The organism is Bradyrhizobium sp. LLZ17 (genome assembly GCF_041200145.1).
In the GTDB taxonomy this organism is placed as follows: Bacteria; Pseudomonadota; Alphaproteobacteria; order Rhizobiales; family Xanthobacteraceae; genus Bradyrhizobium.
Genome location: NZ_CP165734.1, coordinates 4,878,611 through 4,902,860, shown reverse-complemented (window position 1 = coordinate 4,902,860; position 24,250 = coordinate 4,878,611). Strand labels below are relative to the sequence as shown.

At 60.5% G+C, this 24,250-nt stretch carries 27 protein-coding genes and 2 pseudogenes; 21 read left to right on the top strand and 8 right to left on the bottom strand.

Features of this window, described 5'->3' with window-relative positions; translation table 11 throughout:
• Nucleotides 1-128: 128 nt before the first annotated feature.
• Nucleotides 129-1,379 (bottom strand): penicillin-binding protein activator, encoded by a 1,251-nt coding sequence (locus tag AB8Z38_RS23685; RefSeq protein ID WP_369720196.1) that lies wholly within the window; start codon nt 1,377-1,379, stop codon nt 129-131.
• A 357-nt stretch (nt 1,380-1,736) separates the two neighbouring features.
• Between AB8Z38_RS23685 and rsmI the strand changes: the two genes are divergently transcribed.
• The 7 genes and pseudogenes from rsmI (at nt 1,737) to AB8Z38_RS23650 (ending at nt 8,895) form a co-directional block, all read left to right on the top strand.
• Nucleotides 1,737-2,687, top strand: coding sequence for a 16S rRNA (cytidine(1402)-2'-O)-methyltransferase (rsmI, locus tag AB8Z38_RS23680; RefSeq protein WP_369720195.1), 951 nt, complete (start codon nt 1,737-1,739; stop codon nt 2,685-2,687).
• Nucleotides 2,674-3,081: a YraN family protein gene (locus tag AB8Z38_RS23675; protein ID WP_369720194.1), complete on the top strand. Its 408-nt coding sequence runs from the start codon at nt 2,674-2,676 to the stop codon at nt 3,079-3,081. The genes rsmI and AB8Z38_RS23675 overlap by 14 nt, the downstream gene beginning before the upstream one ends.
• 10 nt (nt 3,082-3,091) lie before the next feature.
• On the top strand, nt 3,092-4,036 hold the full coding sequence (gene gshB / locus AB8Z38_RS23670) for a glutathione synthase (protein WP_369720193.1): 945 nt from the start codon (nt 3,092-3,094) through the stop codon (nt 4,034-4,036).
• A 447-nt stretch (nt 4,037-4,483) separates the two neighbouring features.
• On the top strand, nt 4,484-5,299 hold the full coding sequence (gene cpaB / locus AB8Z38_RS23665) for a Flp pilus assembly protein CpaB (protein ID WP_369720192.1): 816 nt from the start codon (nt 4,484-4,486) through the stop codon (nt 5,297-5,299).
• A gap of 14 nt (nt 5,300-5,313) precedes the next feature.
• A pseudogene (locus AB8Z38_RS23660) lies at nt 5,314-6,831 on the top strand (type II and III secretion system protein family protein).
• Nucleotides 6,832-6,874: 43 nt separating this feature from the next.
• The gene (locus AB8Z38_RS23655) at nt 6,875-7,609 is read left to right on the top strand and encodes a CpaD family pilus assembly protein (protein ID WP_369720191.1); all 735 of its coding nucleotides are present in this window, start codon (nt 6,875-6,877) and stop codon (nt 7,607-7,609) included.
• Nucleotides 7,606-8,895, top strand: a complete 1,290-nt coding sequence (locus AB8Z38_RS23650; RefSeq protein ID WP_369720190.1) for a CpaE family protein — start codon at nt 7,606-7,608, stop codon at nt 8,893-8,895. Before AB8Z38_RS23655 ends, AB8Z38_RS23650 begins: the two co-directional genes overlap by 4 nt.
• Before the next feature lie 37 nt (nt 8,896-8,932).
• On the opposite strand, the gene AB8Z38_RS23645 is transcribed toward AB8Z38_RS23650, so the two are convergent.
• On the bottom strand, nt 8,933-9,709 hold the full coding sequence (locus tag AB8Z38_RS23645) for a tetratricopeptide repeat protein (RefSeq protein ID WP_369720189.1): 777 nt from the start codon (nt 9,707-9,709) through the stop codon (nt 8,933-8,935).
• 83 nt (nt 9,710-9,792) lie between these two features.
• A complete protein-coding gene (locus AB8Z38_RS23640; protein WP_369720188.1) occupies nt 9,793-10,038 on the bottom strand; it encodes a PilZ domain-containing protein in 246 nt (81 codons plus the stop codon).
• A 227-nt stretch (nt 10,039-10,265) separates the two neighbouring features.
• Between AB8Z38_RS23640 and AB8Z38_RS23635 the strand changes: the two are divergent.
• The 7 genes and pseudogenes from AB8Z38_RS23635 to AB8Z38_RS23605 form a co-directional block, all read left to right on the top strand.
• Nucleotides 10,266-10,913 (top strand): annotated as a pseudogene (locus tag AB8Z38_RS23635) (magnesium chelatase domain-containing protein); the annotation flags it as partial.
• A 201-nt stretch (nt 10,914-11,114) separates the two neighbouring features.
• Complete coding sequence (locus AB8Z38_RS23630; RefSeq protein WP_369720187.1) at nt 11,115-11,522, top strand: hypothetical protein; 408 nt, start codon at nt 11,115-11,117, stop codon at nt 11,520-11,522.
• 546 nt (nt 11,523-12,068) lie between these two features.
• Nucleotides 12,069-12,488 (top strand): hypothetical protein, encoded by a 420-nt coding sequence (locus AB8Z38_RS23625; RefSeq protein WP_369720186.1) that lies wholly within the window; start codon nt 12,069-12,071, stop codon nt 12,486-12,488.
• On the top strand, nt 12,485-12,697 hold the full coding sequence (locus tag AB8Z38_RS23620; RefSeq protein ID WP_369720185.1) for a hypothetical protein: 213 nt from the start codon (nt 12,485-12,487) through the stop codon (nt 12,695-12,697). Before AB8Z38_RS23625 ends, AB8Z38_RS23620 begins: the two co-directional genes overlap by 4 nt.
• Before the next feature lie 66 nt (nt 12,698-12,763).
• On the top strand, nt 12,764-14,527 hold the full coding sequence (locus tag AB8Z38_RS23615; protein WP_369720184.1) for a DNA polymerase: 1,764 nt from the start codon (nt 12,764-12,766) through the stop codon (nt 14,525-14,527).
• Nucleotides 14,528-14,580: 53 nt separating this feature from the next.
• Nucleotides 14,581-14,931 (top strand): hypothetical protein, encoded by a 351-nt coding sequence (locus AB8Z38_RS23610; protein ID WP_369720183.1) that lies wholly within the window; start codon nt 14,581-14,583, stop codon nt 14,929-14,931.
• Nucleotide 14,932: 1 nt separating this feature from the next.
• Nucleotides 14,933-15,283 (top strand): hypothetical protein, encoded by a 351-nt coding sequence (locus AB8Z38_RS23605; RefSeq protein ID WP_369720182.1) that lies wholly within the window; start codon nt 14,933-14,935, stop codon nt 15,281-15,283.
• A 765-nt stretch (nt 15,284-16,048) separates the two neighbouring features.
• On the opposite strand, the gene AB8Z38_RS23600 is transcribed toward AB8Z38_RS23605, so the two are convergent.
• From AB8Z38_RS23600 to AB8Z38_RS23590, 3 genes are all read right to left on the bottom strand, one after another.
• On the bottom strand, nt 16,049-16,519 hold the full coding sequence (locus AB8Z38_RS23600; RefSeq protein ID WP_369720181.1) for a hypothetical protein: 471 nt from the start codon (nt 16,517-16,519) through the stop codon (nt 16,049-16,051).
• An 81-nt stretch (nt 16,520-16,600) separates the two neighbouring features.
• Nucleotides 16,601-16,783: a hypothetical protein gene (locus tag AB8Z38_RS23595; protein ID WP_369720180.1), complete on the bottom strand. Its 183-nt coding sequence runs from the start codon at nt 16,781-16,783 to the stop codon at nt 16,601-16,603.
• A 215-nt stretch (nt 16,784-16,998) separates the two neighbouring features.
• The gene (locus AB8Z38_RS23590; RefSeq protein ID WP_369720179.1) at nt 16,999-17,511 is read right to left on the bottom strand and encodes a hypothetical protein; all 513 of its coding nucleotides are present in this window, start codon (nt 17,509-17,511) and stop codon (nt 16,999-17,001) included.
• Nucleotides 17,512-18,465: 954 nt separating this feature from the next.
• Between AB8Z38_RS23590 and AB8Z38_RS23585 the strand changes: the two genes are divergently transcribed.
• Both AB8Z38_RS23585 and AB8Z38_RS23580 read left to right on the top strand, forming a co-directional pair.
• A complete protein-coding gene (locus AB8Z38_RS23585; protein ID WP_369720178.1) occupies nt 18,466-18,885 on the top strand; it encodes a DUF3085 domain-containing protein in 420 nt (139 codons plus the stop codon).
• A 167-nt stretch (nt 18,886-19,052) separates the two neighbouring features.
• Entirely contained in the window at nt 19,053-19,271 is a 219-nt protein-coding gene (locus AB8Z38_RS23580; protein WP_369720177.1) for a hypothetical protein, read from the top strand.
• Nucleotides 19,272-19,423: 152 nt separating this feature from the next.
• Here the strand turns inward: AB8Z38_RS23580 and AB8Z38_RS23575 are convergent, their stop codons facing one another.
• On the bottom strand, nt 19,424-19,804 hold the full coding sequence (locus tag AB8Z38_RS23575; RefSeq protein ID WP_369720176.1) for a hypothetical protein: 381 nt from the start codon (nt 19,802-19,804) through the stop codon (nt 19,424-19,426).
• A 153-nt stretch (nt 19,805-19,957) separates the two neighbouring features.
• On the opposite strand from AB8Z38_RS23575, the gene AB8Z38_RS23570 reads away from it, so the two are divergent.
• The 5 genes from AB8Z38_RS23570 (at nt 19,958) to AB8Z38_RS23550 (ending at nt 23,871) form a co-directional block, all read left to right on the top strand.
• The gene (locus AB8Z38_RS23570) at nt 19,958-20,308 is read left to right on the top strand and encodes a recombinase family protein (RefSeq protein WP_369720175.1); all 351 of its coding nucleotides are present in this window, start codon (nt 19,958-19,960) and stop codon (nt 20,306-20,308) included.
• Nucleotides 20,305-21,450 carry a recombinase family protein gene (locus AB8Z38_RS23565; protein WP_369720174.1) on the top strand — a complete coding sequence of 382 codons (1,146 nt, stop codon included), beginning with the start codon at nt 20,305-20,307 and terminating at the stop codon, nt 21,448-21,450. The genes AB8Z38_RS23570 and AB8Z38_RS23565 overlap by 4 nt, the downstream gene beginning before the upstream one ends.
• Nucleotides 21,447-22,325, top strand: a complete 879-nt coding sequence (locus tag AB8Z38_RS23560; protein ID WP_369720173.1) for a plasmid partitioning protein RepB C-terminal domain-containing protein — start codon at nt 21,447-21,449, stop codon at nt 22,323-22,325. Before AB8Z38_RS23565 ends, AB8Z38_RS23560 begins: the two co-directional genes overlap by 4 nt.
• A gap of 2 nt (nt 22,326-22,327) precedes the next feature.
• Nucleotides 22,328-23,248, top strand: coding sequence for a plasmid partitioning protein RepB C-terminal domain-containing protein (locus AB8Z38_RS23555; RefSeq protein ID WP_369720172.1), 921 nt, complete (start codon nt 22,328-22,330; stop codon nt 23,246-23,248).
• Nucleotides 23,249-23,463: 215 nt separating this feature from the next.
• A complete protein-coding gene (locus AB8Z38_RS23550) occupies nt 23,464-23,871 on the top strand; it encodes a hypothetical protein (RefSeq protein WP_369720171.1) in 408 nt (135 codons plus the stop codon).
• 4 nt (nt 23,872-23,875) lie between these two features.
• On the opposite strand, the gene AB8Z38_RS23545 is transcribed toward AB8Z38_RS23550, so the two are convergent.
• Nucleotides 23,876-24,118 carry a helix-turn-helix domain-containing protein gene (locus tag AB8Z38_RS23545; RefSeq protein WP_369720170.1) on the bottom strand — a complete coding sequence of 81 codons (243 nt, stop codon included), beginning with the start codon at nt 24,116-24,118 and terminating at the stop codon, nt 23,876-23,878.
• Nucleotides 24,119-24,250 lie beyond the last annotated feature (132 nt).

Sequence of the window (24,250 nt, the reverse complement as noted above, 5' to 3'; positions counted from 1 at the left end):
GCTCCCTCGCCCGATTGCGGGAGAGGGTTGGGGAGAGGGTGTCTCCCCAACGGGACAATCCCCAAGCGGAGAAAGCCCTCACCCGGCGCTCCGCGCCGACCTCTCCCGCAAGCGGGAGATGTGAACCATCAAGCCCCAAAACTCTTCGGCGAGCCCGCCACCGCGACACCGCCGCCGGTCGTCACCTTCATCACTGCGAGCCCGCGCTCGTTGGTGCCATCGGCGCGGAAACGGAACAGGCCGTCGATGCCGGCGAAGCCCGAAGGGTTGGTGAGCACGTCGGACGAGAAGCGCGTGGTGCCTTGCGTGCGCGCAAGGGCTGCGACCAACGCGACCGCGTCATAGGCCAGCGTTGCCGTCCGCACCGGGTCGGCGCCGTATTTGGTGCGATAGCGCCCGGAGAACGCGCGGAACCCGGCCGGGTCCGGCGCGGCATAGAGGCCACCCTGGAGCGCGGGGCTGGCATAGACGCGCGGATTGTCCCACAGGCCGGTGCCGAGCAACTGGATGTTGCGCAAATTCGCGCCGGCCGCGGTCATCGCATCGGCCACCGCGACGACAGCATCGCCATCGTCGGCAATGAACAATGCATCCGCGCTGCCGAGTTGCTGCGCCACGGTCCGCGCCGGCGTGGCGCGATCGGCGCCGTATTTCTCGAATGCGACAATGCGCCCGCCGCGGCGCGGCACCGCCGCCTTCACCGCCGCCTCGACCACATTGCCATAGGCATTGTCGGGCACGAGCACGGCGATCGAACGTTTTCCGATGCTGGCGGAGTATTCGACGATGCGGTTGACGTCGGACTCCGGCAGGAAGGAGAGCAGGTAGACGCCGCGGCCGGCAATGCTGGAATCCGTCGAAAACGCCATCACCGGAATGCCGCGCGTGCGCGCGACCTGCGCCACTGCCGGGACCGACTGCGCGAACAGCGGTCCGAGAATGATCTCGGCGCCCTCGTCGACCGCCTGCTGCGCACCGGCCTGCGCGCCCTGCGGGGTGCCATTGTCGTCCTTGATCAGGAGCTGGATGTTGGGATTCTGGAACTCGGCCAGCGCCATCTCGGCGGCGTTGCGCATGGACTGCGCGGCAAGCCCGGCATTGCCGGCCGCCGAGAGCGGCAGGATCACCCCGACCTTCACCCCGCCGGTACCGGCGGTCGTGGCCTGTTGCGGCGGGCCGGCCGGCTGAGCGGGGGCGGAGGGGCTGCTGAATGGGCTTGAGAACTGGCTGAGGCTCTGCTGCACGCCGGCGCAGGCCGACAGCAGCGGTGCGCCCAGCAACAGGCCAAGCGCGCTCCGCCGGGTCGCCCCCGACGATTGGGGACCCGGAACGGGAGACTCCTCCGAACAGGAGGATCTGGGATCACGCGGGCCCGGCATGGCAGCTTCTCTTCCGGCCGGCCGTCGCCGGCCGGTCACAACATTCTTTCCACGACACAAGCCGTGGATTCCGGCATATTGTCGGCAAATAGTTAACTAAAACAAAAGGATAATGCCCCCCTTAACACGACCCCACCGCAACTCCTGGCTAGCTGTCCACCCACCGTCCGTCACCCAGCATCAAGGCGGCATTTCCGCCGCGAATATGGCGCTGGCGCTTCCTCCCTCCGGAATGTGATACCGGATGGATCACATTCCAGTCCTTGCTCGCCCCTCGGCCCAGTATCTTGCCGCGGTGCGATCTTTTTCGGAGGACCGGTTCCCCGCCCTCGGGATCATGCCTAAGTTCGTTTGATTATGCGCGCAAAGCCGGCCCCGATAAATACGTCTGAAGTTACGGAAGCCGCCTCGCGCGGTTTCTCCATCGACGCCCATCGGCTTGCGGCCCCGAAGGCCGCGCCGGGCTTGCACCTGGTTGCGACCCCCATCGGCAATCTCGGCGACATCACGCTGCGGGCGCTCCAGACGCTCGCCGGCGTCGACGTTATCGCCTGCGAGGACACCCGCATCACGCGGCGCCTGACCGAGCGCTACGCCATCACGGCGCAGCTCAAGCAATATCACGAGCACAACGCGGAAGCCGCGCGCCCAAAGATCCTGGAGGCGCTTGCGGCAGGCGGCTCGCTCGCGCTGGTGTCCGACGCCGGCACGCCGCTGATCTCCGATCCCGGCTTCAAGCTGGTGCGCGAGGTCTGCGCCGCCGGCCATGCGGTCTACGCGCTGCCCGGCCCGTCCTCGGTGCTGGCGGCGCTGTCGGTCGCGGCGCTGCCCACCGACCGCTTCTTCTTCGAAGGCTTCCTTCCGCCGAAATCCGCGGCCCGGCGCACCCGACTCACCGAGCTCGCCCGAATCGACGCGACGCTGGTGATGTTCGAATCCGGCAACCGCGTGCAGGACACCCTCGCCGAGCTGGCCGAGATCATGGGTGGTCGCGAAGCCGCGATCTGCCGCGAGCTGACGAAGCTGCACGAGGAGATCTCGCGCGCCACGCTGTCCGAGCTCGCGCGCGAAGCTGCCACTCTGGAGACGCGCGGCGAATTCGTGCTGGTGATCGCTCCGCCCGCAGCCGACGCTGACGTGATGACGCCGGATGCACTCGACGAGCTCCTGCGCGCGCAGCTTGCCGCGCACAGCGTCAAGGATGCGGTCGCCCACGCGCTCGAATTGTCGGGGCGGCCGCGCCGCGAAATCTATGCCCGCGCGCTCGAGCTTGCGAAAGACTTGCGGGGCGGCGATGGCGAAGACTGAGGGCGCGACGCCGGCGGAACCGAAGATCGCCTCGCCCGAGCGCGTCGCCGCATTCCGTACCGGCATCTCCGCGGAGGCCCGCGCCGCAGCCTTCCTGATGGCCAAGGGTTATCGCATCCTGGCAAAACGCTACCGCACGCCGCATGGCGAGATCGACATCGTGGCGCGCCGGCGCAATTTGATCGCATTCGTCGAGGTCAAGGCGCGCGCGACGCTGGATGACGCCGCCTTCGCCGTAACACCGCGCCAGCAGCAGCGGATCATCAATGCCGCGCAGGGCTGGCTTGTGGCGCATCCCGAGCATGCGGAATTCGACCTGCGATTCGACGCCATGCTGATTGCGCCGCGGTCACTTCCACGCCATGTGTTGGCGGCATTCGACGCCTCGACCTGAAAGGCAGACCATGAAACTGAACGTCGCCGTCCAGATGGACCCCATCGCCCGCATCAACATCAAGGGCGATTCCACCTTTGCGCTGCTTCTGGAGGCGCAGAAGCGCGGCCACGGCCTGTCCTATTACACGCCCGACAAGCTCTCGATGGTTGGCGAAGAGATCGTCGCTCCCGTTCAACTGCTGACCGTGCGCGACGAGCCCGGCGATCATTTCACCCTCGGCGAGCCCAAGCGCGAGGCGCTCAACGGCTTCGACGTCGTGCTGCTGCGCCAGGATCCGCCGTTCGACCTCGCCTACATCACCTCGACGCATCTGCTCGAGCGCATCCACCCGAAGACGCTGGTGGTGAACGATCCCGCGTCCGTGCGCAACGCGCCGGAAAAGCTGTTCGTGATGAATTTTCCGCAGCTGATGCCGCCGACCCTGATCTCGCGCGACCTCGACGAGATCAACGCCTTTCGCGACAAGTACGGTGCCGTGGTGATGAAGCCGCTGCACGGCCATGGCGGCGCGGCGGTGTTCCGCGTGATGCCGCAGGACATGAATTTCGGCTCGCTGTTCGACATGTTCTCGGTGACCTTCAAGGAAGCGTGGGTGATCCAGCAGTTCATCCCCGAGGTGAAGCACGGCGACAAGCGCATCATTCTGGTCAATGGCGAGTTCGCCGGTGCGGTGAACCGCGTGCCGGCCGCGGACGACCTCCGCTCCAACATGGTGCGCGGCGGCGCCGCGCACGAGACCGAGCTCACGCCGCGCGAGCGCGAGATCTGCGCCACGGTTGGACCGGCGCTGCGCGAACGCGGCCTGCTGTTCGTCGGCATCGACGTCATCAACGGCAACCTCACCGAGATCAACGTGACATCCCCCACCGGCATCCGCGCCGTTGCCAAACTGGGCGGCCCCGACGTGGCGGCGAAGGTCTGGGACGTGATCGAGCAGAAGCGGACGAAGTAGCGCTCGAGCATCATAGCTTCCCCCCAGTGTCGTCCTGGCGAAAGCCAGGACCCATTAACCCGACTACCGGTTTGACGAAGACCGGCGTGACCACCTCCTCAATAATTCGCAGCGTGGTTATGGGTCCTGGCTTTCGCCAGGACGACACCAGTGAGATGACACCTTGCTTCCGTCTCTCTGCTTAACGACGCCGCTCCGGATAACGCACATCCCTAACCACCCATTCACCATGACGCCGCGCGTCCCCGCGGGCGTCTGTCGCCTTGCGTAAATCTACGGAGCTGCATGCTGCCGAATAACGCGGCATTCACCATCCGGGAAGAACTGGCATCGTGACCGGCCATCACATTCGGCCTCGCAACACCCCTTATACTTTTACTCCCTACTCATCGACACGGGGAAACCCGCCACGTGCGGTTCGAGTGCCCCGCGTAAGAGTAGAGGCGTATGAACACCGCACGCATTGTCGTTCTCGTCATTGCGCTGGGCGCCGGCGGAGTCGCCGCCTATCTGGCGAGCGGCTATGACAACAAGCCGGCTCCCGCAGCACCGGTCGCCGAGAAGCTGCCGACGGTCGAGGTGCTCGTCGCCAAAACCGACATCCAGCTCGGCCAGGCCGTGAAGGCCGAGGACCTGCAATGGCAGACCTGGCCGTCAGCCACCGCGAGCAGCGCCTTCATCCGCCGTGACAGCCGGCCCGAGGCCCAGACGCAGATCGCAGGCTCGATCGCGCGCGTGCCCTTGATGCAGGGCGAACCAATCCGCGAGCAGAAGCTGGTGAAGGCCGACGGCTCCGGCTTCATGGCCGCGATCCTGCCCTCGGGCATGCGGGCGGTCTCCACCGAGATTTCAGCCGAAACCGCCGCCGGCGGCTTCATCCTGCCGAACGACCGCGTCGACATCGTGCTGACGCGCCGCCTGAAGAATCCCGACGGAGCCAACGGCCCGACCGGCGGCAACGACCTGATCCTGTCGGAAGTCATCCTGTCCAACATCCGCGTGCTCGCGATCGACCAGGCACCGAAGGAGAAGGACGGCCAGAACGCGGTGATCGGCAAGACCGTCACGCTCGAGCTCAAGCCCGATCAGGTCGCAACGATATCGGCCTCGCGCCAGGGCGGCACGCTGACGCTCGCACTGCGGAGCATCGCCGATGCCAACGCGTCCGATGGCGTGCCCGAGGATCAGGCGGCCAAGCGTCCAGGCGGCATCAACGTGATCCGCTACGGCGTCCAGGCGCGGCAACTAACGTCACAGAAGTGATGGGGACACCCAGGATGAACGACGGGGATAATCAGACGGGCCTGCGCATGCGGGGACGCGCGCGCGCTCGTTCTGGACGGGTACCATGCTGATGCTCGGGCTCGTCGCAGCGCCGGGCCTTGTCAGCGCCGCGGATGCGCCGGTCGGCGACCAGGCGCCGCTGCGGGCGGCGGATCTCGACGCGGCGCCGGTCGCGACCATCGCGCCGGCCCGCACGCGCTTCCTGTCGCTCGGCGTCGGCAAATCGGTCGTCATCGACCTGCCGCGCGAGGTCAAGGACGTGCTGGTGGCCGATCCCAAGATCGCCAATGCGGTGATCCGATCGGCGCAGCGCGCCTATATCATCGGCGGCACGGTCGGGCAGACCAATGTCGTGTTCTTCTCAGCCGACGGCCAGCAGGTCGCGGCCTATGATATCGCGGTGAAGCGCGACCTCAACGGCATGCGCACGGCACTCCGCCAATCGCTGCCCGGCGTGCAGATCGAGGGCGTCGGCGACAGCGTGATGCTGACCGGCTCGGTGTCGAGCCCGGTCGAGGCGCAGCAGGCCGGCGACGTCGCCGCAAAGCTGGTCGGCGGCGCGGACAAGGTCGTCAACAACATCGTCGTGCGCGGCCGCGACCAGGTGATGCTCAAGGTCGTCGTCGGCGAAGTGCGTCGCGATATCGTCAAGCAGCTCGGCGTCGACCTCAGCGCCAGCCTGAACGCCGGCACCGCGGTCGTGAATTTCAACAATTCCAACCCGTTCTCGGCCAGCGGCGGGCCGCTGGTCAGCAACAACGCGCTCGGTGTTGCCGGCCTCACCAAGGGCTTCGCCACCGTCAGCGCCACGATGCGCGCCATGGAAAGCGCCGGCGTGATGCGGACGCTGGCCGAGCCGAGCCTGACGGCGATCTCGGGCGAATCCGCCACCTTCATCGCGGGCGGCGAATTTCCAATTCCCGGCGGCTACGCCTGCGATCCGACAACGCATGTCTGTACGACCCAGATCACCTACAAGAAATTCGGCATCTCCCTGAACTTCACGCCGGTCGTGCTCAGCGAAGGGCGGATCAGCCTGCGGGTGATGACGGAGGTCTCGGAGTTGTCGAGCCAGAACGCCATCACGGTGTCGCAGGCGCTGTCGCCGAGCTCGACCAACTCGATCACCATCCCCTCGGTCCAGACCCGTCGCGCCGAGACCACGCTCGAGATCCCGTCCGGCGGCTCGATGGCGATGGCTGGCCTGATCCAGCAGCAGACCAAGCAGGCGATCAACGGCCTGCCCGGCGTCGACCAGGTGCCGATCCTCGGCGCGCTGTTTCGCAGCCAGGACTTCGTCAACAACGAGACCGAGCTGATGGTGATTGTGACGCCTTACGTGGTGCGCGCGGTCGCCCAGAAGGAACTGTCGCGGCCCGATGACGGCTTCGCGCCGTCGTCGGATCTCGCAGTCGGCACTGCTCGGCCGCATGAACCGCCTCTATGGCATCGCCCGCCGCATCGATCCGATGGACAGCAACCAGGGCGATTTCGGCTTCATCATCGACTGACACGAACGGACGTTTTGGGGAACGGGACGAGAGGGATGAAGCGATGACGAAGATAGACGATCGACGTCGCAATTTGCGCATCGCGCTTGCACTGACGGGGCTCTCCGTCATGCTCGGTGCGTGCAACACCACCGGTGACGTCGTCACCACCCAGACGGTGCCGACCGATTATCGCCAGCGCCACCCGATCGCGGTGCAGGAAGCCAAGCGCTCGATCGTGATTTTCGTCGGCAAGGCGCGCGGCGGCCTCTCGGCGGCGCAGCACGCGGACGTCGCAGGCATTGCCGGGGACTGGGTGCGCGAAGGCACCGGCTCGGTCGTCGTCGACGTGCCGGTCGACACCGCGAATTCGCGCGCCGCAGCGGCGACCTATCACGAAATCCGTGCCGTGCTCGGCGCCGGCGGCGTGCCGTCGCGCGCCATCGTCGAGCATACCTATCGGCCCGAGGATCCCGCGCTGCTGCCGACCATCCGGCTGAGCTATTCCAGGATCGCCGCGGTCGCCGGGCCGTGCGGATTGTGGCCCGAGGACATGGGCCCATCCATCCTCGACCCCGGCTACAACGAGAACCGGCCCTATTTCAATCTTGGTTGCGCCACCCAGCGCAATCTCGCGGCGATGATCGACAACCCCGCCGACCTCGAGCAGCCGCGCGCCGAAACGCCGGCCTATACCGCACGGCGCGATATCGCCTTCGACCGCTATCGCAAGGGCGCCGCGACCTCGACCACTTATCCCGAGGCTGACAAAGCCAAACTCAGCGACACAGGCAAATGACGAGCGCCCACGACCAGGAAGCGGACGATCCGCAGCACCCCGAGGAACACATTGCGCCGGTCCCTCGCATCTCGGTGCAGGCGTTTTGCGAGACCGAGCAGACGCTCGCGGCGGTGACCGCGGCCGGCCTGGACCGCCGTCTCGCCAAGGCGCATCTCACCGCCAAGGACGGCGGCCTGGCCGCGGCGATCGAAGTCTACGAGACGATGCCGACGCCGAACGTGATCGTGATCGAATCCGACGGCACGCGCGACATTCTCGAGGGCCTCGACGATCTCGCCGGCGTCTGCGATCCCGGCACGCGCGTGGTCGTGATCGGCAATCCCGGCGACACGGCGCCGTACCGCGAGCTGGTGCGCCGCGGCGTCAATGATTACGTGATCGGCCCGGTCGAGACCATCGATGTGGTGCGCTCGATCTGTAGCCTGTTCTCGGCCTCGGAAACCATCATCACCGGCCGCGTCATCGCCGTGGTCGGCGCCAAGGGCGGCGTCGGCGCGTCCACCGTCGCCCACAACGTGGCCTGGACTATCGCGCGCGATCTGGCGCTCGATTCCGTGGTGATCGATCTCGATCTCGCCTTCGGCACCGCGAGCCTCGACTACAACCAGGACCCGGTGCAGGGCATCGCCAACGCGGTGCTGTCGCAGGACCGGCCGGACACGGCGCTGATGGAGCGCCTGCTCGCCAAATGCACCGAGCGCCTCAGCCTGCTGGCGGCGCCCGCGGCACTCGACCGTGTCTATGATTTTGGCGCCGAAGCCTTCGACGCGGTGTTCGACACGCTGCGCATGACCACGCCCTGCATCGTGCTCGACGTGCCCCATCAATGGTCGGGCTGGACGCGGCGCGCGCTGGTCAACGCCGACGACATCGTGATCGTGGCCGAACCCGATCTCGCCAACCTGCGCAACACCAAGAACATGCTGACCGTGCTGAAGGCGGCGCGGCCGAACGACCGGCCGCCGCTGTACTGCATCAACCAGGTCGGCATGCACAAGCGGGCGGAGATCGACGTCAAGTCGTTCGCCAAGACCATGGAGAGCCAGCCGATCGCGGTGATCCCGTTCGATTCGAAGCTGTTCTCGACCGCTGCCAATAACGGCCAGATGATCGCGGAGGTCTCCAAGAGCCACCGCACCACCGAGCTGTTCCAGAACATCGCGAACCGCCTCGCCGGGCGCGGCGAGGTGAAGAAGCCGAAGCGGTCGCTGCTCGGACCGCTCCTGAAGAAGCTGAAGGGCAAATCGGGACGCGGATCCGCTCCGCATCGCAAGGCGTCGTAAGCGCCAACGTCAAACCCGGGATCTGAGCTCCGGCGCGCTACTTCTCCGCCCGCTGTTGCTGCTTCTTGCTCAGCAGCTGCCGTAGCGTCGCGACCTTTGCTGCCGCCTGATCCGGCGGCAGATCGGCCTTCACGATGGTCTCGGCCTCGGCCTGCTTTCCTTCCAGTCCCAGCACCAGCGCGAGATTGGCGCGCACGCGGGGATCGGCAGCGTTACGCCCGTAAGCGCGGCGCATGGTCTCCTCGGCCCTCGGCAGATTGTTCTGGAGCATATAGGACAGGCCGAGATTGGACAGCACCGACGGCTCGTCCGGCACGATCTTCAGCGCGGTCGCATAATATTGCTGCGCTTCCTCGTTGCGGCCGAGCTGGTCGAGCGCCGCGCCTTGCGCCGACAGGATATGCCAGTCGGGATCTTCAGGCGTATGCGCGCGGCTGAGCACATCGTAGGCCTGCTGGAAATTGCCATTGTCGGCCAGTGCGCGGCCGTAGCCGGCGAGCAGCGCCTTGTTGCTGGGATGGGCCAGCACGGCCTGCTCGAGCACCGCGACCGCCTGGGCGCGCTGGCGGGTCTCGCGCAGCGCCGTGCCGTAATCGAGGGCGATATTGGGATCGCTCGGCTTGGCGCGGTAGCGCTCGCGCAGCGCGTCCATGTCCGGCCTCCCGTCGGCCCTGGCCGCTGGCTCCGGCCTGCCGCCGAGCGCGCCGGTCACGTCCTCCAGGCTCGTGGTCTGGCAACCGCCGAGAACGAGCACCAGGAGGGCCGGAAGCAACAATCTCGCCGGGGAAGAGGCAAGGCACGAACGCTTGGACATACTCTGATCACCGCCGGCGGACTGATCAGAGATGCTTTGCCGATTAACGCTAAATTCCCGTTAAGGAAACGCGTTGGCAGGGTCTAATCGGTGAATTCGGCGCCGAATTCGCAGCCGATCCGCCAGCGCAGCCGGCATTGGCGCGAATAATCAGGCGCGAAGATGATGGTGAATTGCGGCGGCACTTCGAGAAATTCCGCCACCACTTTCACGCCCCCGTCCGAGATGTCCGTGATCGTGCAGTCCCTCGGCAAGGAGCCGGCGCCAAGATGGATCTTGGCAAGCCGAGTGCACATCCGTCGTTCGCTTCTGCGGCGATTTGCAAGCATTTGAATTGTTCACCCCGTTAGGTCACGGCCCATCCCGCAACTCTAGGAGTAGCGGACATTCGTTGGAATGTGCTGAGCACGGCCGCTCGCATTCGAGACGTAGTGTCGGCGCCTTGTTTACGATCGATTAGGGCTGGCCGGGCCGCCAAACCGTTCCCGTATTGTTCTTGCGGACAGGATCGGGCTCTGCTACCCTTGATTGTGCGAGAGGGCAGGCTGGTTTGAGCATGGTTCAGCGGGTTTCTACCGTCGCCTTTGAGGGGATTGAGGCCCGCGCGGTCGACGTGCAGGTGCAGGTCGCCCCGGGCCTGCCGGCCTTTGCCATCGTCGGTCTGCCCGACAAGGCGGTGTCGGAGGCGCGCGAGCGGGTCCGCGCGGCGCTGATCGCCTCGGGGCTGGCGCTGCCGGCGCGGCGGATCATCGTCAATCTCGCGCCGGCCGACGTCCCGAAGGAAGGCAGCCATTACGACCTGCCCATCGCGCTCGGGCTGATGGCGGCAATCGGTGCGATCCCGCCGGACGCGCTGACCGGTTTCACGGTGCTCGGTGAGCTCGGCCTCGACGGCTCGATCGCGCCGGTCGCCGGCGTCCTTCCCGCCGCGATCGGCGCCAATGTGCGCGAGGAGGGATTGATCTGCCCGGCCGCCTGCGGCTCGGAGGCGGCGTGGGCGAGCCCGGACATCCAGATCATCGCCGCACACTCGCTGATCCAGATTGCCAACCACTTCAAGGGCACGCAGGTGCTGTCGCGGCCGGTGCCGAAGGTACATGAGGCCACAGCCTCGCTGCTCGATTTGCGCGACATCAAGGGCCAGGAGAGCGCCAAGCGAGCGCTGGAGATCGCGGCCGCCGGCGGGCATCATCTGCTTAAGTTATGTCCTTTTGATTTTTGATCAATTAGCCAGCTGATCTTTAAGTGATGGCCTTTTGTTTACGTTCCCAGTCTGACTTGAAACTGATGTCCTATCGGATCAGCTAGTTTTGCGTAGGCCACTTGGATGGTGGATTTGAATTGCGGCTTCGCACGGATCACTTCACTTCCTATTGGCGAATGATCCATGTCAGAAGGAAGCGAGATGTCGGAGACAGAAGCAGTTCACTTAACTTTCGAAGAGGTAGTCGATCTCCTTCGAATGATCGTCAACGATTTCGGCAACAATGTCGCGTGCGAAAGAACGGACACAGGCTGGGATCTCGATCCCGACAATGAAGAGGATCGCAACGCAGCCTACGTTTTCCGAAGAGCTGGTTTAGATCCGTTAAATGTTACCCATCGCGATTTGTTGCTTGAAGCTCTGCTTGCCTCAGCACCTGTCCCTGGCGATCCTGGTATTCCGGATATCGAGAAGCTTCGCGTGCTGGAGCAAGTGGCCGCTGTGACAAAAGAATTAGCCTTGTTGGGAAAAACAAGTACAGAAAAGGCTGCGTTCGAAGTTATTTCAAACCGCAACAAGAACAAAAAAGATCACGGCAAGCGCCGTTAGGAGACATGAAGCCGAGTACAATTGCACGACGATACTATTCCGCCAAACTGGAATTCAAGCGTCGACTCTCATCGCCTCGTTTCCAGCGCGATTACACTGAAGGTCAATTGAACGAGATTCGACGTATGACTGGGGTGGCAGATTTGTAGCCATCGCAAACAGTGCGTTTCCAATACCCCACCAACGTCTGCGACTGCTAAAACCCCCCCGACTTTTTCAGCAGTCACTTCTCCCTTAGCTCCAAGGCACTGCACTTCGACCACCTAGATCGAAGCTGCAGTTTTGAGGCAACAGGAGACACGCATGCAGTTTAGAATCTTCCCTGGTCGGGATGCCGAGCGCAGGATCAAGGGTCAATCGAACCTCGTCAAGAAGATGCGGGAGCTTAAGCGATCGTCAGAAGCGAGTTGCCGGTACATGCGCCGGAAATCGATGCCCTTGTACGTCGATCGACACGAGCCGGAATTGCTTTTGGATACGCTCGGCCGCGTCGGATACTGTATCCGGCGAAGCGGTTGCTCGCCTCAGTGTGCTGGAGGTCGCTAAATGTCCACGCTAGACAAGCCGACCGAAACTGCCGCCACGATCGAACAGCCTAAGCTCAGCTCTGGAGCAACTGGTTTCTTCGACGACCTTGAACTGCTCAAGCTCTCCCAAGAGGAAATGGGGATTCAGGGCGCGAACGAGATCCTCTCGCGCATTCCGGTCCGGAAGCCGCAAAAGCACGAATATTTTCGCGTTCGCCCCGGCGATGAGAATTGCTTTACGGCAGTGCTCTACGAGGACCGCGAAACGCGGGAGCATTATTTCGTGGCTCCTAAGATGCTGCCGCTGCTGCGCGCGGTGACCGACGTTCGGTCGCAACGCTGGTTCCGTTCATCACGAAGCAGAAGATGGTTGGCATCTTCCCGCTCAAGCTCGCGAGCGATGCCACCGCGCAAGGTGGCTGGCAGACCACGGCTATGACGGCGGCCCACTTGGCAAAAACCAAATGGATCCGCATTCAGGCCGACATGGCTTTGTCAGGATACAGAATCTATGAGGCAGAGGGGCAGCTTGGGGAACCCAAGTGGCCGGCGGAGCCGTTCAACGAGCTTCTGGACCTTGCGTTTAGGAACCGTGTGATCTCGAGCCAAGACCACCCGATGTTCAACAAGATCCTCGGCCGGATTTAAAACACTAAGGGGCGGCGGCCAAACCCGCCGTCCTCCCCCCTACTCGACAAATTAGTGATACCGATCATGTCCACCTTGGCTGGGCAGCTGGACGCGTTCGCTCGCGTGTCGCTGGTCGATTTTGAATTTCGTGCGCTGAACGGCAGCCGTCCCGACGTGGTGTGCATGGTTGTCCGGGATTACCGGTCTGGCGAAGTGCGGCGGTACTGGCGTAACGAGATTGCAAATTTCCGCGAGTGCCCGTTCCCGGTTGGTCCGACAGACGCCATGGTCGCTTTCTACGCCTCCGCAGAGTTGGGCTGCATGCTCGAACTTGGTTGGCGACTGCCTTCATCCGTAATTGACCTCTTTCCTGAGCATCGTGTCCAGACTAACGGCCTGCAGCTGCCCGCGGGGAACGGTCTGCTGGGCGCCCTCGCCTGGCGAGGTCTAGCGCGCATCGACGTCGCGGCGAAAGACGCGATGCGGGATAAAGTTCTATACCAATCGTCATGGTCGGAAACTGAGCAGGCCGAGATCCTTGCCTATTGCGAGTCGGACGTGGATGCCCTCGCAATCCTTCTCAATGCCATGTCCCCGACCTTGGACCTTCCTCGTGCGCTGCTTCGGGGCCGATACATGGCCGCGATAGCGAAGATGGAGCGCACAGGTATTCCGATCGATACTGAACTCCGCCAAAGTTTTGTCGACGGTTGGCGACGCGCTCGCGTGGAGCTGGTCAAGACCGTCGATGCCGACTACGGCGTTTACGATGGCCTGAGGTTTAAGCGCGGTCGGTTCGATGAGTTTCTGCGCGTTCATGGCATCCCCTGGCCGCGCACCGACGCTGGCTTTCTGAAACTCGACGACGAAACCTTCAAGGAGCAGTCGTTGGTCTGGCCCGTACTGAAGCAGCTGCGCGAGCTCAGGCAGGCTCTGACCAGCATGCACTTGCCCGACCTTCCGGTCGGTCCAGACGGCCGCAACCGCACGCTCCTCGCCCCGTTTGCCTCCAAGACCGGCCGCAATCAGCCTTCGGCCAAACGCTTCGCGTTTGGCCTAGCCGCATGGCAACGGGGCATTATCCGACCGCCCGAAGGTTGGGGGTTGGCCTATGTCGACTTTTCTTCCCAAGAGATCGCCATTGCGGCGGGGTTGTCTGGTGACGTCGGTTTAATTGACGCCTACGAGAGCGGCGACCCCTATCTCGCATTCGGCCAACGGGCAGGGTTTGTGCCAGCTGGGGCCACCCGTGAATCTCACACCCGAGTTCGCGACGTCTGCAAGACCGTCGTGCTTGGGCTCAACTATGGTCTCGGAGCGGAGAGGATGGCCTACCAGGCGGGCATTGCTCCTGTCCAGGCTACTGAGCTTATTCAACGCCACCGCATTGCGTACCCTCGCTATTGGCGCTGGAGCGAAGACACTGTCACGTCCGCACTGCTCAGCAATGAGATGACGTCGCTTTTCGGATGGCGTCGCACGATTGGCTCTCTCGATCGCCCGACTTCGCTGATGAACTTCCCGATGCAAGCGAACGGGGCCGAGATGATGCGGGCTGCCGCTATAGCCGCTACAGAGGCTGGAATCGCGGTTTGCGCCCCTGTCCATGACGCATTCCTGATTGCAGCGCCGATCGAGCAGCTCGATCACGACGTCGAACGGATGCGCCAACTGATGGCTATGGCCGGACGCGTTGTAACAGGGGGTATCAACATTCGTACTGATGCGAAGGTCGTCCGATATCCAGATCGTTATATGGACGAGCGTGGCCTCGACATGTGGAATCGCGTTGTGAACTTGATCGACCGGCCCGACGCAGTCTGCCGCCTCCCCAGCATCGCTTGGTAGCGAAGGTCGTTTCGCGCTGGCGCGAATCCGCTTCCTATAATCCGAGTATCCTTATGTCTGCCGAACTGAGTGAGCGTGAGATACCGACAGCATTGGCGCTTGCGAGGGCTGAGCGCCTCCGTGGACGGTTTTTGAAGGGGCCCATACCGCTCGCTGCAATCTGCAGGGCCGCACAGCTTCCTGGGCAATCACTGGCGCTTTACTTGGCCATCCGGCACCGGTGCGATCTTACAAGAAGCTCTTGTGCCACCGTCCCGGCAGAACTGCTTGGGGCGCTTGGCATCGACAAGGATGCGAAGTCGAGAGCCATAAAACATCTCGCCAGCGCCGGCCTCGTGACGGTCGAGCAGCGTCGTGGAAGGTCGGCAAAGATAGCGATCGTCGTTGACTGCAAGGAGCCCTGATATGACTGACGAGGACGAATTTGAAGCGGTCGTCCATCAACGAATTTGTGAGGCAGCGAGGATCACCGGATACCCATTCCTGGGCCTCCGCAGCCTCGTCCGAGAGATGGGCGCATATGGGGCTGCCAAACGACTGATCGCACCGACGCCTCAGAATTTGGGCCGATTCCCGAAGGGCTTGCGTGTGCTGTTCGATCACAGCCTGCTTCGTGATTCTATCGAGCAAGCAGTTATCGAGTTCGGCCAGAGCGGGAGGCTTTTCACAGCTGACGACGTGCAGCACGCAGAAGACCGCCTGGCGCTGATGGGAGCGGTTCTGAAGAGGAGGCCACAACCATCGCCCAAAAGGTAACCACCTTATCGATTTATAGGGAAGGTAGTCAGTCTCACTGAAATTGGGGCGGTTCTAGCTGTCCACCTCGTGATAGTTTGGTCTCGACCGATCGTCGCGAAACGCGGTGAGGAACAGTGATAGAGGAGCTCGAATATCCAGCGATAACGAAGCTGGTGGTCGCTCCGGTGCATCGTACCATTAACCAAACAATCCAGTCGCCTTAATCCGGGCCAAATGTCGTCTAGGCTCGGAGCCTCGGTGTGGGGCATCGCTGTGATCAAGGTCGTCGTACTTGGATTGGTTTGCGTAGGCGGAGTCGGAGCTATTGCTGCCGCCACGTCCAAGTCTGCTCCGGTGCCGCCACCTTCGGTCGTCTATCCTACTGTCGCAGGCACTAAGTCCGATCGGCTATCGCTGGTCAGCATCCAGGACGTCCAGCCGACGGTGGAGCAGGTTGCACTCGCCTACACGTCACCCTCCGAGCCTCCGGCACCGGCTCAGCCTGCCCCAAAGGAAGTCACCAAGGCTAAAGCTCCAGACTTCATCCCTCGCCACTGGCACGATCCTAATGACACCCGAGCCAGTGCGAAGAAGTTGAAGCCCGAGCCATCGAGAAACACCTCTCGTAACGGCACCTCCACCAAGGTAGCTGAGTCACAAGACTGTCGAACAGATGGCATTGGCTCTTTGATGAGCAAACTCAACTTACAATCGGCGTGCGGTCGTTGACACTCATTGGTCTGCGCTCACGCGGGCCATTGATGCTGAGCAGAACTTCCGCCATCACTTCTTCTCGGGAAATTCCCTTGTGAAGGTCGCCGAGCCGAGATTTGAATTATTGGGCCCAAATGCGGTGACAGTGATTTGATATGAGTGGCTGCCACTCGGCGGACTTGGCGGCGAATAGTTGTTCAGCGCCCCACAAGCTACCGTAGACTGCCCCTTGTACGGCACCGTTCCCCCACCATGATTGTAGCTGGGGACTTGAAGATCGACCATGTGGAATTGCAGTGTGGCTGTCCCCTTCGGCACACCGCTCAACGCGAACACTGGAGAGCTGAGACCACACCATCGAAAGCTCATCGAAAATGCCGATGCATTCGTAGTGCTCACAGCCAATATAACCGTCGTATAAACCATCAGCCGAACGAGCATTATATCTCCTCCAATTTGGCCGATATCAGAGTTGATTCGTTTCTGTGTTGCAATGTGGCTTGGGGCGACGTGAGCTGCAATGGGTTCGGACTTGGTCATCAGTGGCGAACGATGTTGCCTTCTAGCTCTGGCCTGCACCACCCAAGAGCTGACCGGCCAGAGCTGCAGACGGCTGGCTAACTATCGTTGATGGCCTAATCCGATGCCGAGCTTCAATGCCTTCTGGCGCAAGGGGCCAACTGATCTCTTCGTCAATTTGGCGATCTTGGCTACAGGCGTTTTTGCTTTCGAATGAGCCCGCAATTTCTTCACGTCTTCCTTGGTGTATTCCCGTCTGACTGTCTTCTTTGATTTTTTGGCCATGTCGACTCCGATTAACTGGAGTGGCCTTCTGTCATGATTAGCTCGATGAGCAACTTGATTACCTTCATTGGTTAGATCGCCTTCAAAGACTTCGCCTTCGGTCCTCCGCTTTGCTTCCGTTGGAGTACAGTTAGCTATTAAAGCGTCTCCACACGAGACGCCTTCCGCTTAACACAGAATGATCGGTTGCCTGAGAGGGGCCTTTCGCCCGGCAATCAAGGTTGGCAGTTGGTCCAATCTATGGAATCAAGCAGCGAGCGTTTCTGCCGCGGCTTGATGAGGTAGTCAGTCCACCCGGAATCGGACCGGTCCTGGACGTCTACCTCGTGATAGCCGAAATCAGTCTTCGGCCATTGGTCTCGAATGATCGCCCTGAACCGCTCGAAAGAGCAGTGGTAGGGGCGTTCAAAGATACAGTGATAGTGGAGACGGTGGTCTGCGCTCATTTCGATCACGCAGACCATTCGTAGCCGCTTGCCATGCCTTTTCGCGGCACGACCCAGAACCCTAGTTTCCAGCCGCACGCGAAAGAGCCGAAGGTTTTCAGAGGCGACGATATCGTCTGCCGCCCGCGCTCCCGCACGCTTCTTCATCGTCAAAGTTACGGCCACGGGATTTTCAAGTTGTACAGCATTGACCAAGCTCGTTAGAATGTCGCGGGTAACGGTAAGTGGCTCGGACATCAGTATCTGATTGGCGGCCAGCCACGAGCCTTCCTGAGTCGGCACAGCACCCTCAATAGGTAGTGACGCGACTTTTCGCTCACGATCATGACTGCACCGTTCGGTCCGACCAACTTTATCTTCCGCTCTCCGGTAGTCGTCAGACCTAGTAGCAGGATGCGATACTTGCCCTTTGAGGTAAGGCTGTACAAAGCGCGTCGTAGATCCATCAGATCGGCGAAATCGGCTGGGTCATTCTGCCTGATCCATGCAATCAGGTCGGTACGGACGGCGTTATCGAAACATTTCTTGTGCCTCGACAAGCGCTGCGCACCCAATGATGCGGCAGGAGGGAAGCGCGAGAGGATTTTAGACCTTGTTGGCGCTAATACCGTAGGAGCCTCAGTTTCTTGGTCGCTTGAGCCATTCGTAGCTCCTTGATCGATCATACGAGCTCTCCACGTTCACGGAGGTCGTTCTCGTATTGCTTGCGTTGCTCTTCGGTATAGACACGAGCTGGTCCTGCTGCTCCGTACGTCCCGCCTCGTAATCCACATTCATGTTGAAGTTTATTGCCACCATATCGATTAATCGCCATCCCCCGAAGGTGTGATGGATAGTTGCCGATAAGGCGCTCTTCGATATTTGTGGGATTTGACAATTTAGATGCTGGATGGTGCCAGCGTAGTGGCTTGCGAGCCATGATATCTCCGTTCGGTGCGAATGGGATGCAGTGTTGATCTGCACGTGGAGATATTTAGGCCCGCAGCTCAATGTGCTGTGCGCGGATGGGAGCAATATCGGTTGCCGGCGACTTGAGTTTGCGCTCAATACTGGGCCTACTTGGTGACGCATTTTTCGGCCGGTTGGGCGTTCTAATGTAGCGATCGTACCTTCGCTCATCGTTGCGAATAGCTTTGCTCGATATTGAGATCGCCAATCGCGATCTGAGGGCGGCGCTAAGCGCACCGCTGTTCGTACTAAGCTAAGTTGTCTGTCCAAGAGTGAGGAGACGACGCTATGAGTCAGTTGATCTTCGAAGCCGACGATGTGCGCCGCGTGATCAAGCACTCATTAGATTCCCCTGCGCAGGGCGGCAAGACTATAGGCCATGATCCGGAGACCGGCAGCGCTCTCACCGAACCTGTCGCCGCGGCGGCAGTTATCTTGGCCTGTGATGAAGGTGTCTACTTGATGTCGAATGGTCAACCTCGCGACCTACTCAACGAGGCAAGCCCTCGATCGTTCGCGGCTTATGCAAGAGGTTGCAATCCGTTCCGAGATCGCGAGTGGAGAAGAAATGCACGCGAGCTCGTTGGCGGTGACGACTTTAGCTGCGTGTTACCCTGGGTTCACGACTTGAAAGCATTGCTCGACGCGGGTGCGAGGACGGTCGCGGTGAATGTAGGTGATGGTCGGGTGGAAATAGCGGATTGCTGAAACGGTTCGGCGCGCATCTTCCATAAAGGTCTGTGAGTTAATCGGGGCTGCGATCCATCAGACTCGTTCTACCAAAGGAACTTCTATAATACCGAAATTCCTCTTGCGCCGTCGGGCAAAACAGTGGTTCATACGGTGCTGGTAGCCGCCGTTAGGAGCCAGCATCCATGACTGACGACACGTCTTCAGAGCTATCGAAGATTGCCAAGCTCAATGGAGACTTCAGGAGGAACTATGGAGCGCTGCTCGGAGCGTTCTTGTATCTGCGTTCCGTTAGCGCCGCACGTGGTCGTCCTTGGTTTTGGACTGGCCTGATTTCGATCGCTTGTACGGCGGCGATGTCTTGGCTCGGAAACCATGGCCTGTCTTGGTTTGTCAGCAGGTGAGTTCGCAAAGAGTTAGTACCGCGAACGGTCACGCTTGCTTGGGCGGACAATTCGGCGCGTGTCGTCGATCGCGTCCAGTGCGTCCTTGATCGCCATAGAGGGTCGGTAGTCTCCGGCCTTGCGACATCGAAAGCTCGGTCACCAGACACAGCCTAGCTCTGAAGCTCACCGATAAGTCTCAGCATCTTGAGCAAAGTCCGCTTGGACTCTCCGAGCTTCTTGGCCACGATCAGATCGCTTCGGCCAGACATCCGCAGTACGGCCTCGAGAACTTCGTCTGAAGTTCGAACGAGATCTACGAGATGTCGGCCCGTCGGACCGTTCTTGGCCGAAAACCAATTCTTTACTGCCCGCTCGTTGGCTCTAGTGAGTGCCACGACCGTCTTAACGGCGGCGTGGGTATCGCCGAATTCTTTATGAAGAGCTTGCGCTATAGTCCGGGTAAATTCGGCGCTTCCGATCTCATTCACCATGGGCGGATAAGAGTTTACCGGAATCGGCTGAATCTTTCGGTCCTTTTTCGGAGGCGACATTCCGGCCCTCCCTTGGGTACGCTTTGCTATCTCCGACGCTCAACCCGAATTTAGGTTGATCGATGACCAGGTAGTTCTTCCGTGCGACGCGAAAGACAAGCAAACGTCGAAGAGCCAGCCAAAGGACCGGTACGGGCCGCGCAATACGTCCGCATGTCCACAGACCATCAAAAGTATTCGACCGAGAATCAGAAAGATGCGATTGCAGCCTATGCCGCACGCCACAATCTCACGATTGTTCGAACTTACGAGGATGCGGGACGCAGTGGACTGCGCATCGAAGGGCGCGATGCTCTCAAGCAACTTATTGAAGACGTTAGGAAACGCCGGGCCGACTACAGCGTCTTAGTCGTCTACGATGTGAGCCGCTGGGGGCGATTCCTGACGCGGACGAAAGCGCCTACTACGAGTACACCTGCAAGGAGGCAGGCATCAGGGTTCAGTATTGCGCCGAGCAGTTCGAAAACGACGGTAGCCTGTCGTCCACCATCATCAAGAGCATGAAACGGGCGATGGCGGGCGAGTACAGTCGGGAGCTCTCAGCCAAGGTCTTCGCGGGTCAATGCCGCCTAATCGGTCTCGGCTTTAGGCAAGGCGGCTCCCCCGGTTACGGGCTTCGGCGTCAGTTGATAGATGAGCATCGCGCTCCAAAAGCCGATCTTTCGCGCGGCGAATACAAGAGCCTGCAAACCGATCGGGTCATCTTGAAGCCTGGTCCGCCCTACGAAATCGGTGTCGTGCAACGCATATACCGCTGCTTTGTCCTTCAGCTCAAAACAGAAGCCGAGATTGCAGCGATGTTGAATGCTGAAGGCATCGCGAATGAGTTCGGCCGCCCGTGGACGCGAGGAACGATCCACCAAATCCTCACAAACGAGAAATACGTTGGGAACAATATCTACAATCGGGTTTCGTTTAAGCTGAAACAGAAGCGCGTCATAAACCCACCGGAGATGTGGATTCGCGCCGATCACGTCTTCGATGCAGTGATCGATAGCGACTTCTTCCTTGCCGCCAAACGCATTATCGACGAGCGCAGCAAGCAACTAACCGATGAGGAAATGTTGGAGCTGCTGACGACACTATTGAAACACAGGGGACATCTTTCAGGCCTCGTGATCGACGAAGTCGATGAGATGCCATCGAGCTCTGTGTATCGAACGAGATTTGGAAGCCTCGTTCGAGCCTATCAGCTGGTCGGTTACGATCCTGGCCGCGATTACCGATATATCGAGACAAACCGGGCGCTACGGACCATGTTTCCGGAAGTGCTTGAGAAAACGCTGGCTGGGATACGAGAAGGCGGCGGGACCGTCGAGTTCGATGAATTGACCGATATTTTGACGATCAATGGCGAGTTTACGGCTTCGATTGTCATTGCGCGTTGCCTGCATACTCAGGCTGGGTTTCTACGCTGGAAGCTGAGGCTCGATACCAGCCTACGCCCAGATATCACAATTGCCATCCGTATGGACGGACAGAACGCCGAGATTCTCGATTATTACCTTCTCCCGAGTATTGACATATCAAAGGATCGGATGCGGCTCGCTGAAGAAAACGGAATTTATCTGGATGCGTATCGTTTCGACGATCTCGATATGTTTTTCGGCCTCAGCGCACGAAACGAGCTAGGGGTTGCCGCATGACCGACGAAACCGCTCCCGAAATCGTCAAAGTTCCCGTTGTCGACATCAAGGTTATCAATCCGCGGTCTCGCAATAAGCGGATATTCGGTGAGCTTGTGACAAGCATTGCTCATCTTGGTCTCAAAAAGCCCATTACCGTCAGTCGTCGTAATGGTCATGGATATGACCTGGTCTGTGGGCAGGGGCGATTGGAAGCCTTCATCGCTCTCGGCCAAAAAGAAATCCCGGCAATCGTTATCGAAGCCTCCGAGGAGGACTGCTTCGTTATGAGCTTGGTCGAGAACCTCGCGCGGCGGCACCATTCGACCATGGAGCTCGTCTCGGAGATTGGGAATCTCAAGAAGCGCGGCTATTCGATGGCCCAGATCGCCGCCAAGATCGATTTCAGCACCGAGTATGTCTATGCGATCTGCTACCTGTTGGACAATGGAGAGCAGCGGCTATTGGCGGCGGTGGACAAGGGGCTCATCCCTCACACCATCGCCATGGAGATCGCAAAAGCCAAAGACGGCGATGTTCAGAAAGCGCTCGCGGAGGCGTATGAGGCCAACACTATTCCGGGCAATCAAGTGCTTACGATCCGCAAAATCATCGAACAGCGTAATTTGCTCGGGAAGGCGAAAACCCCGACAGGTCCGCGGCACCAGGCGAAACGCGTAACGTCGGGTGCGCTTGTGCGCGCTTTCAGAAAGGAAGCGGATAGACAACAGCTGCTCGTCAAGAAGGCGGGCCTCGCTCAAGGTCGCCTCCTGTTCGTCGTCAATGCCTTGCGAATGTTGATGGGAGAGGCTCTGTTCGTCAAATTGTTGCAGACGGAGGAGCTACACACGCTTCCGCGCCCTATTGCCGAGCGGCTCCATGCCGCGGGAGGCTAAAGATGGACAATCCCGAGGTTAAGATCGCCTTTCAGGAAGACATTCTCGTCATTCCGATTGGATCAATTCTACCGCTCAAACAGGTTTCGGACGAGACGAAGAAGCTTGTACGATACAAGCGAGTCGCCCAGTCAATTGCTGAAGTTGGATTGATCGAGCCCCTGGTTGTCTCACGGCAACCCGATGAGAACGGGAAATACCTACTGCTGGATGGTCATTGGCGTCGTGCGGCGCTCCTGGATCGAGGCGAAATGAGCGCCCGCTGCATTTTGGCTCATGATGATGAAACGTTCACCTACAACAAGCGGGTCAACCATCTCGCGACGATTCAGGAATACTTCATGATCGTGCGTGCGCTCGCGCGTGGCGTGTCGGAAGAGAAGCTTGCGAAGGCGCTGGATGTCAATATCGGTCATATCAAACGGCGGCGAGCGATGCTCGACGGAATAAGCTCGGAAGTGATCGAGATGCTGAAGGATAAGATGGTCAGTCCAGTGACTTTTGATGTGCTTCGCAGGATGGGTCCGATGCGTCAGGTCGAGGTCGCCGAATTGATGCTGTCGGCCTCGAATTTCACCGTCGGTTATGCGCGAGCTCTCTTGGCCGCGACCAAACAGATTGATTTGGCCAAGCCCGAACGAATGAAAAAGATCGATGGTATGACGCCCGAGCAGATCGCCCGAATGGAACGCGAAATGAGTGTGCTCCAACAGGACTTTAAGGCGGTCGGATCCTCATACGGTGAAGACGTTCTGCATCTCGTGATTGCTTGCGGATACATCGTCAAGCTGGTCGGCAACAAGAAGGTGGAGCGCTATCTCGACCAAAACCATCCGGAGATCCTTGAAGAGTTCCGGTCAATCGTCTCTGTAACCTCGCTAGACAGCCCGGGGCACACCGATGCAACAGCGGCCAAAAGGTAAGAGCTCCCCCATGCCGATAAATCCGGGATCTATGCGACATATCCAGCAGGGCTAGCCTGCGGATCTCCTTGCCTGAACGCGAATAACCTCTCGTTCTAACAGCAATAGAAGAGCCCATTACGCATTTGCTGATGTTTGGCCTAAAGGTAGGCTTGCCCGTTGCCCAAGTGCCAAATTCAGAAGACGACGGCTCCATCAACAACGAGGAGCCCATCATGGCACGAGCGACGATCTCTCTGGTTTCCGTTCAGAAGCCGACCGCCAACACTCCAGTCCTTCAGCGCCGCAACAAGTTCACGTCCAGCATCGATCAGCAGATTACGAAGATCGGGCTCTTTCGCGAGGGAAAGCGCATCTCGCGGGAGCAATTCTGGGTGGACGTGAACGGCGGAATTTTCTTCCAACTGCGTTATGGGAAACAGCCGCTCGAACTGGAGAAGGGGAAGAGCACCCTCAAGGCTGTCGGCACCGGCAACGCCGCGTGGGATGATCTGGTCGAGCAGCTGGACCAGATCAAAACGCTCGCGGTCGCTGGCGGCTTGGACGACGCACTCTCAGCATGCGCGAACGCAGTACGCTCGAACTTCAAGACTGCGAAGGACAAGAAAGCGGGCAAAGGCTGATTGCTCACTCAGTCGAGCGTCGCTTGGTAGCCCGCTTGGCTGGTTTTTGAAAGAACTCGGCAGGCTCCACGTCAAGAATCGCTGAGAGCTTGCCGATTATTTCGAGACCAACATAGGTGACAGCTCGCTCGACCCGGCTGACATAGGCCCGGTCGATGCCCGCGTCATTGGCCAGCTGCTCCTGCGAGATACCGCGGCTGTGGCGTAGCCGACGAAGATTCGTTGCAAAAAGCTGGCGTAGGTCCATGGACCTAGCCAATCGCGCTGTGGTTTATTGGCCCACGGCTTTAAAGCCGAATTGTGAAGAGGGGGAAGGTATGGCGGCTGAACAAAGATTCTGCATGGCGTGTGGGGCAGTCGTTCCGGCTGCAGCCAACTT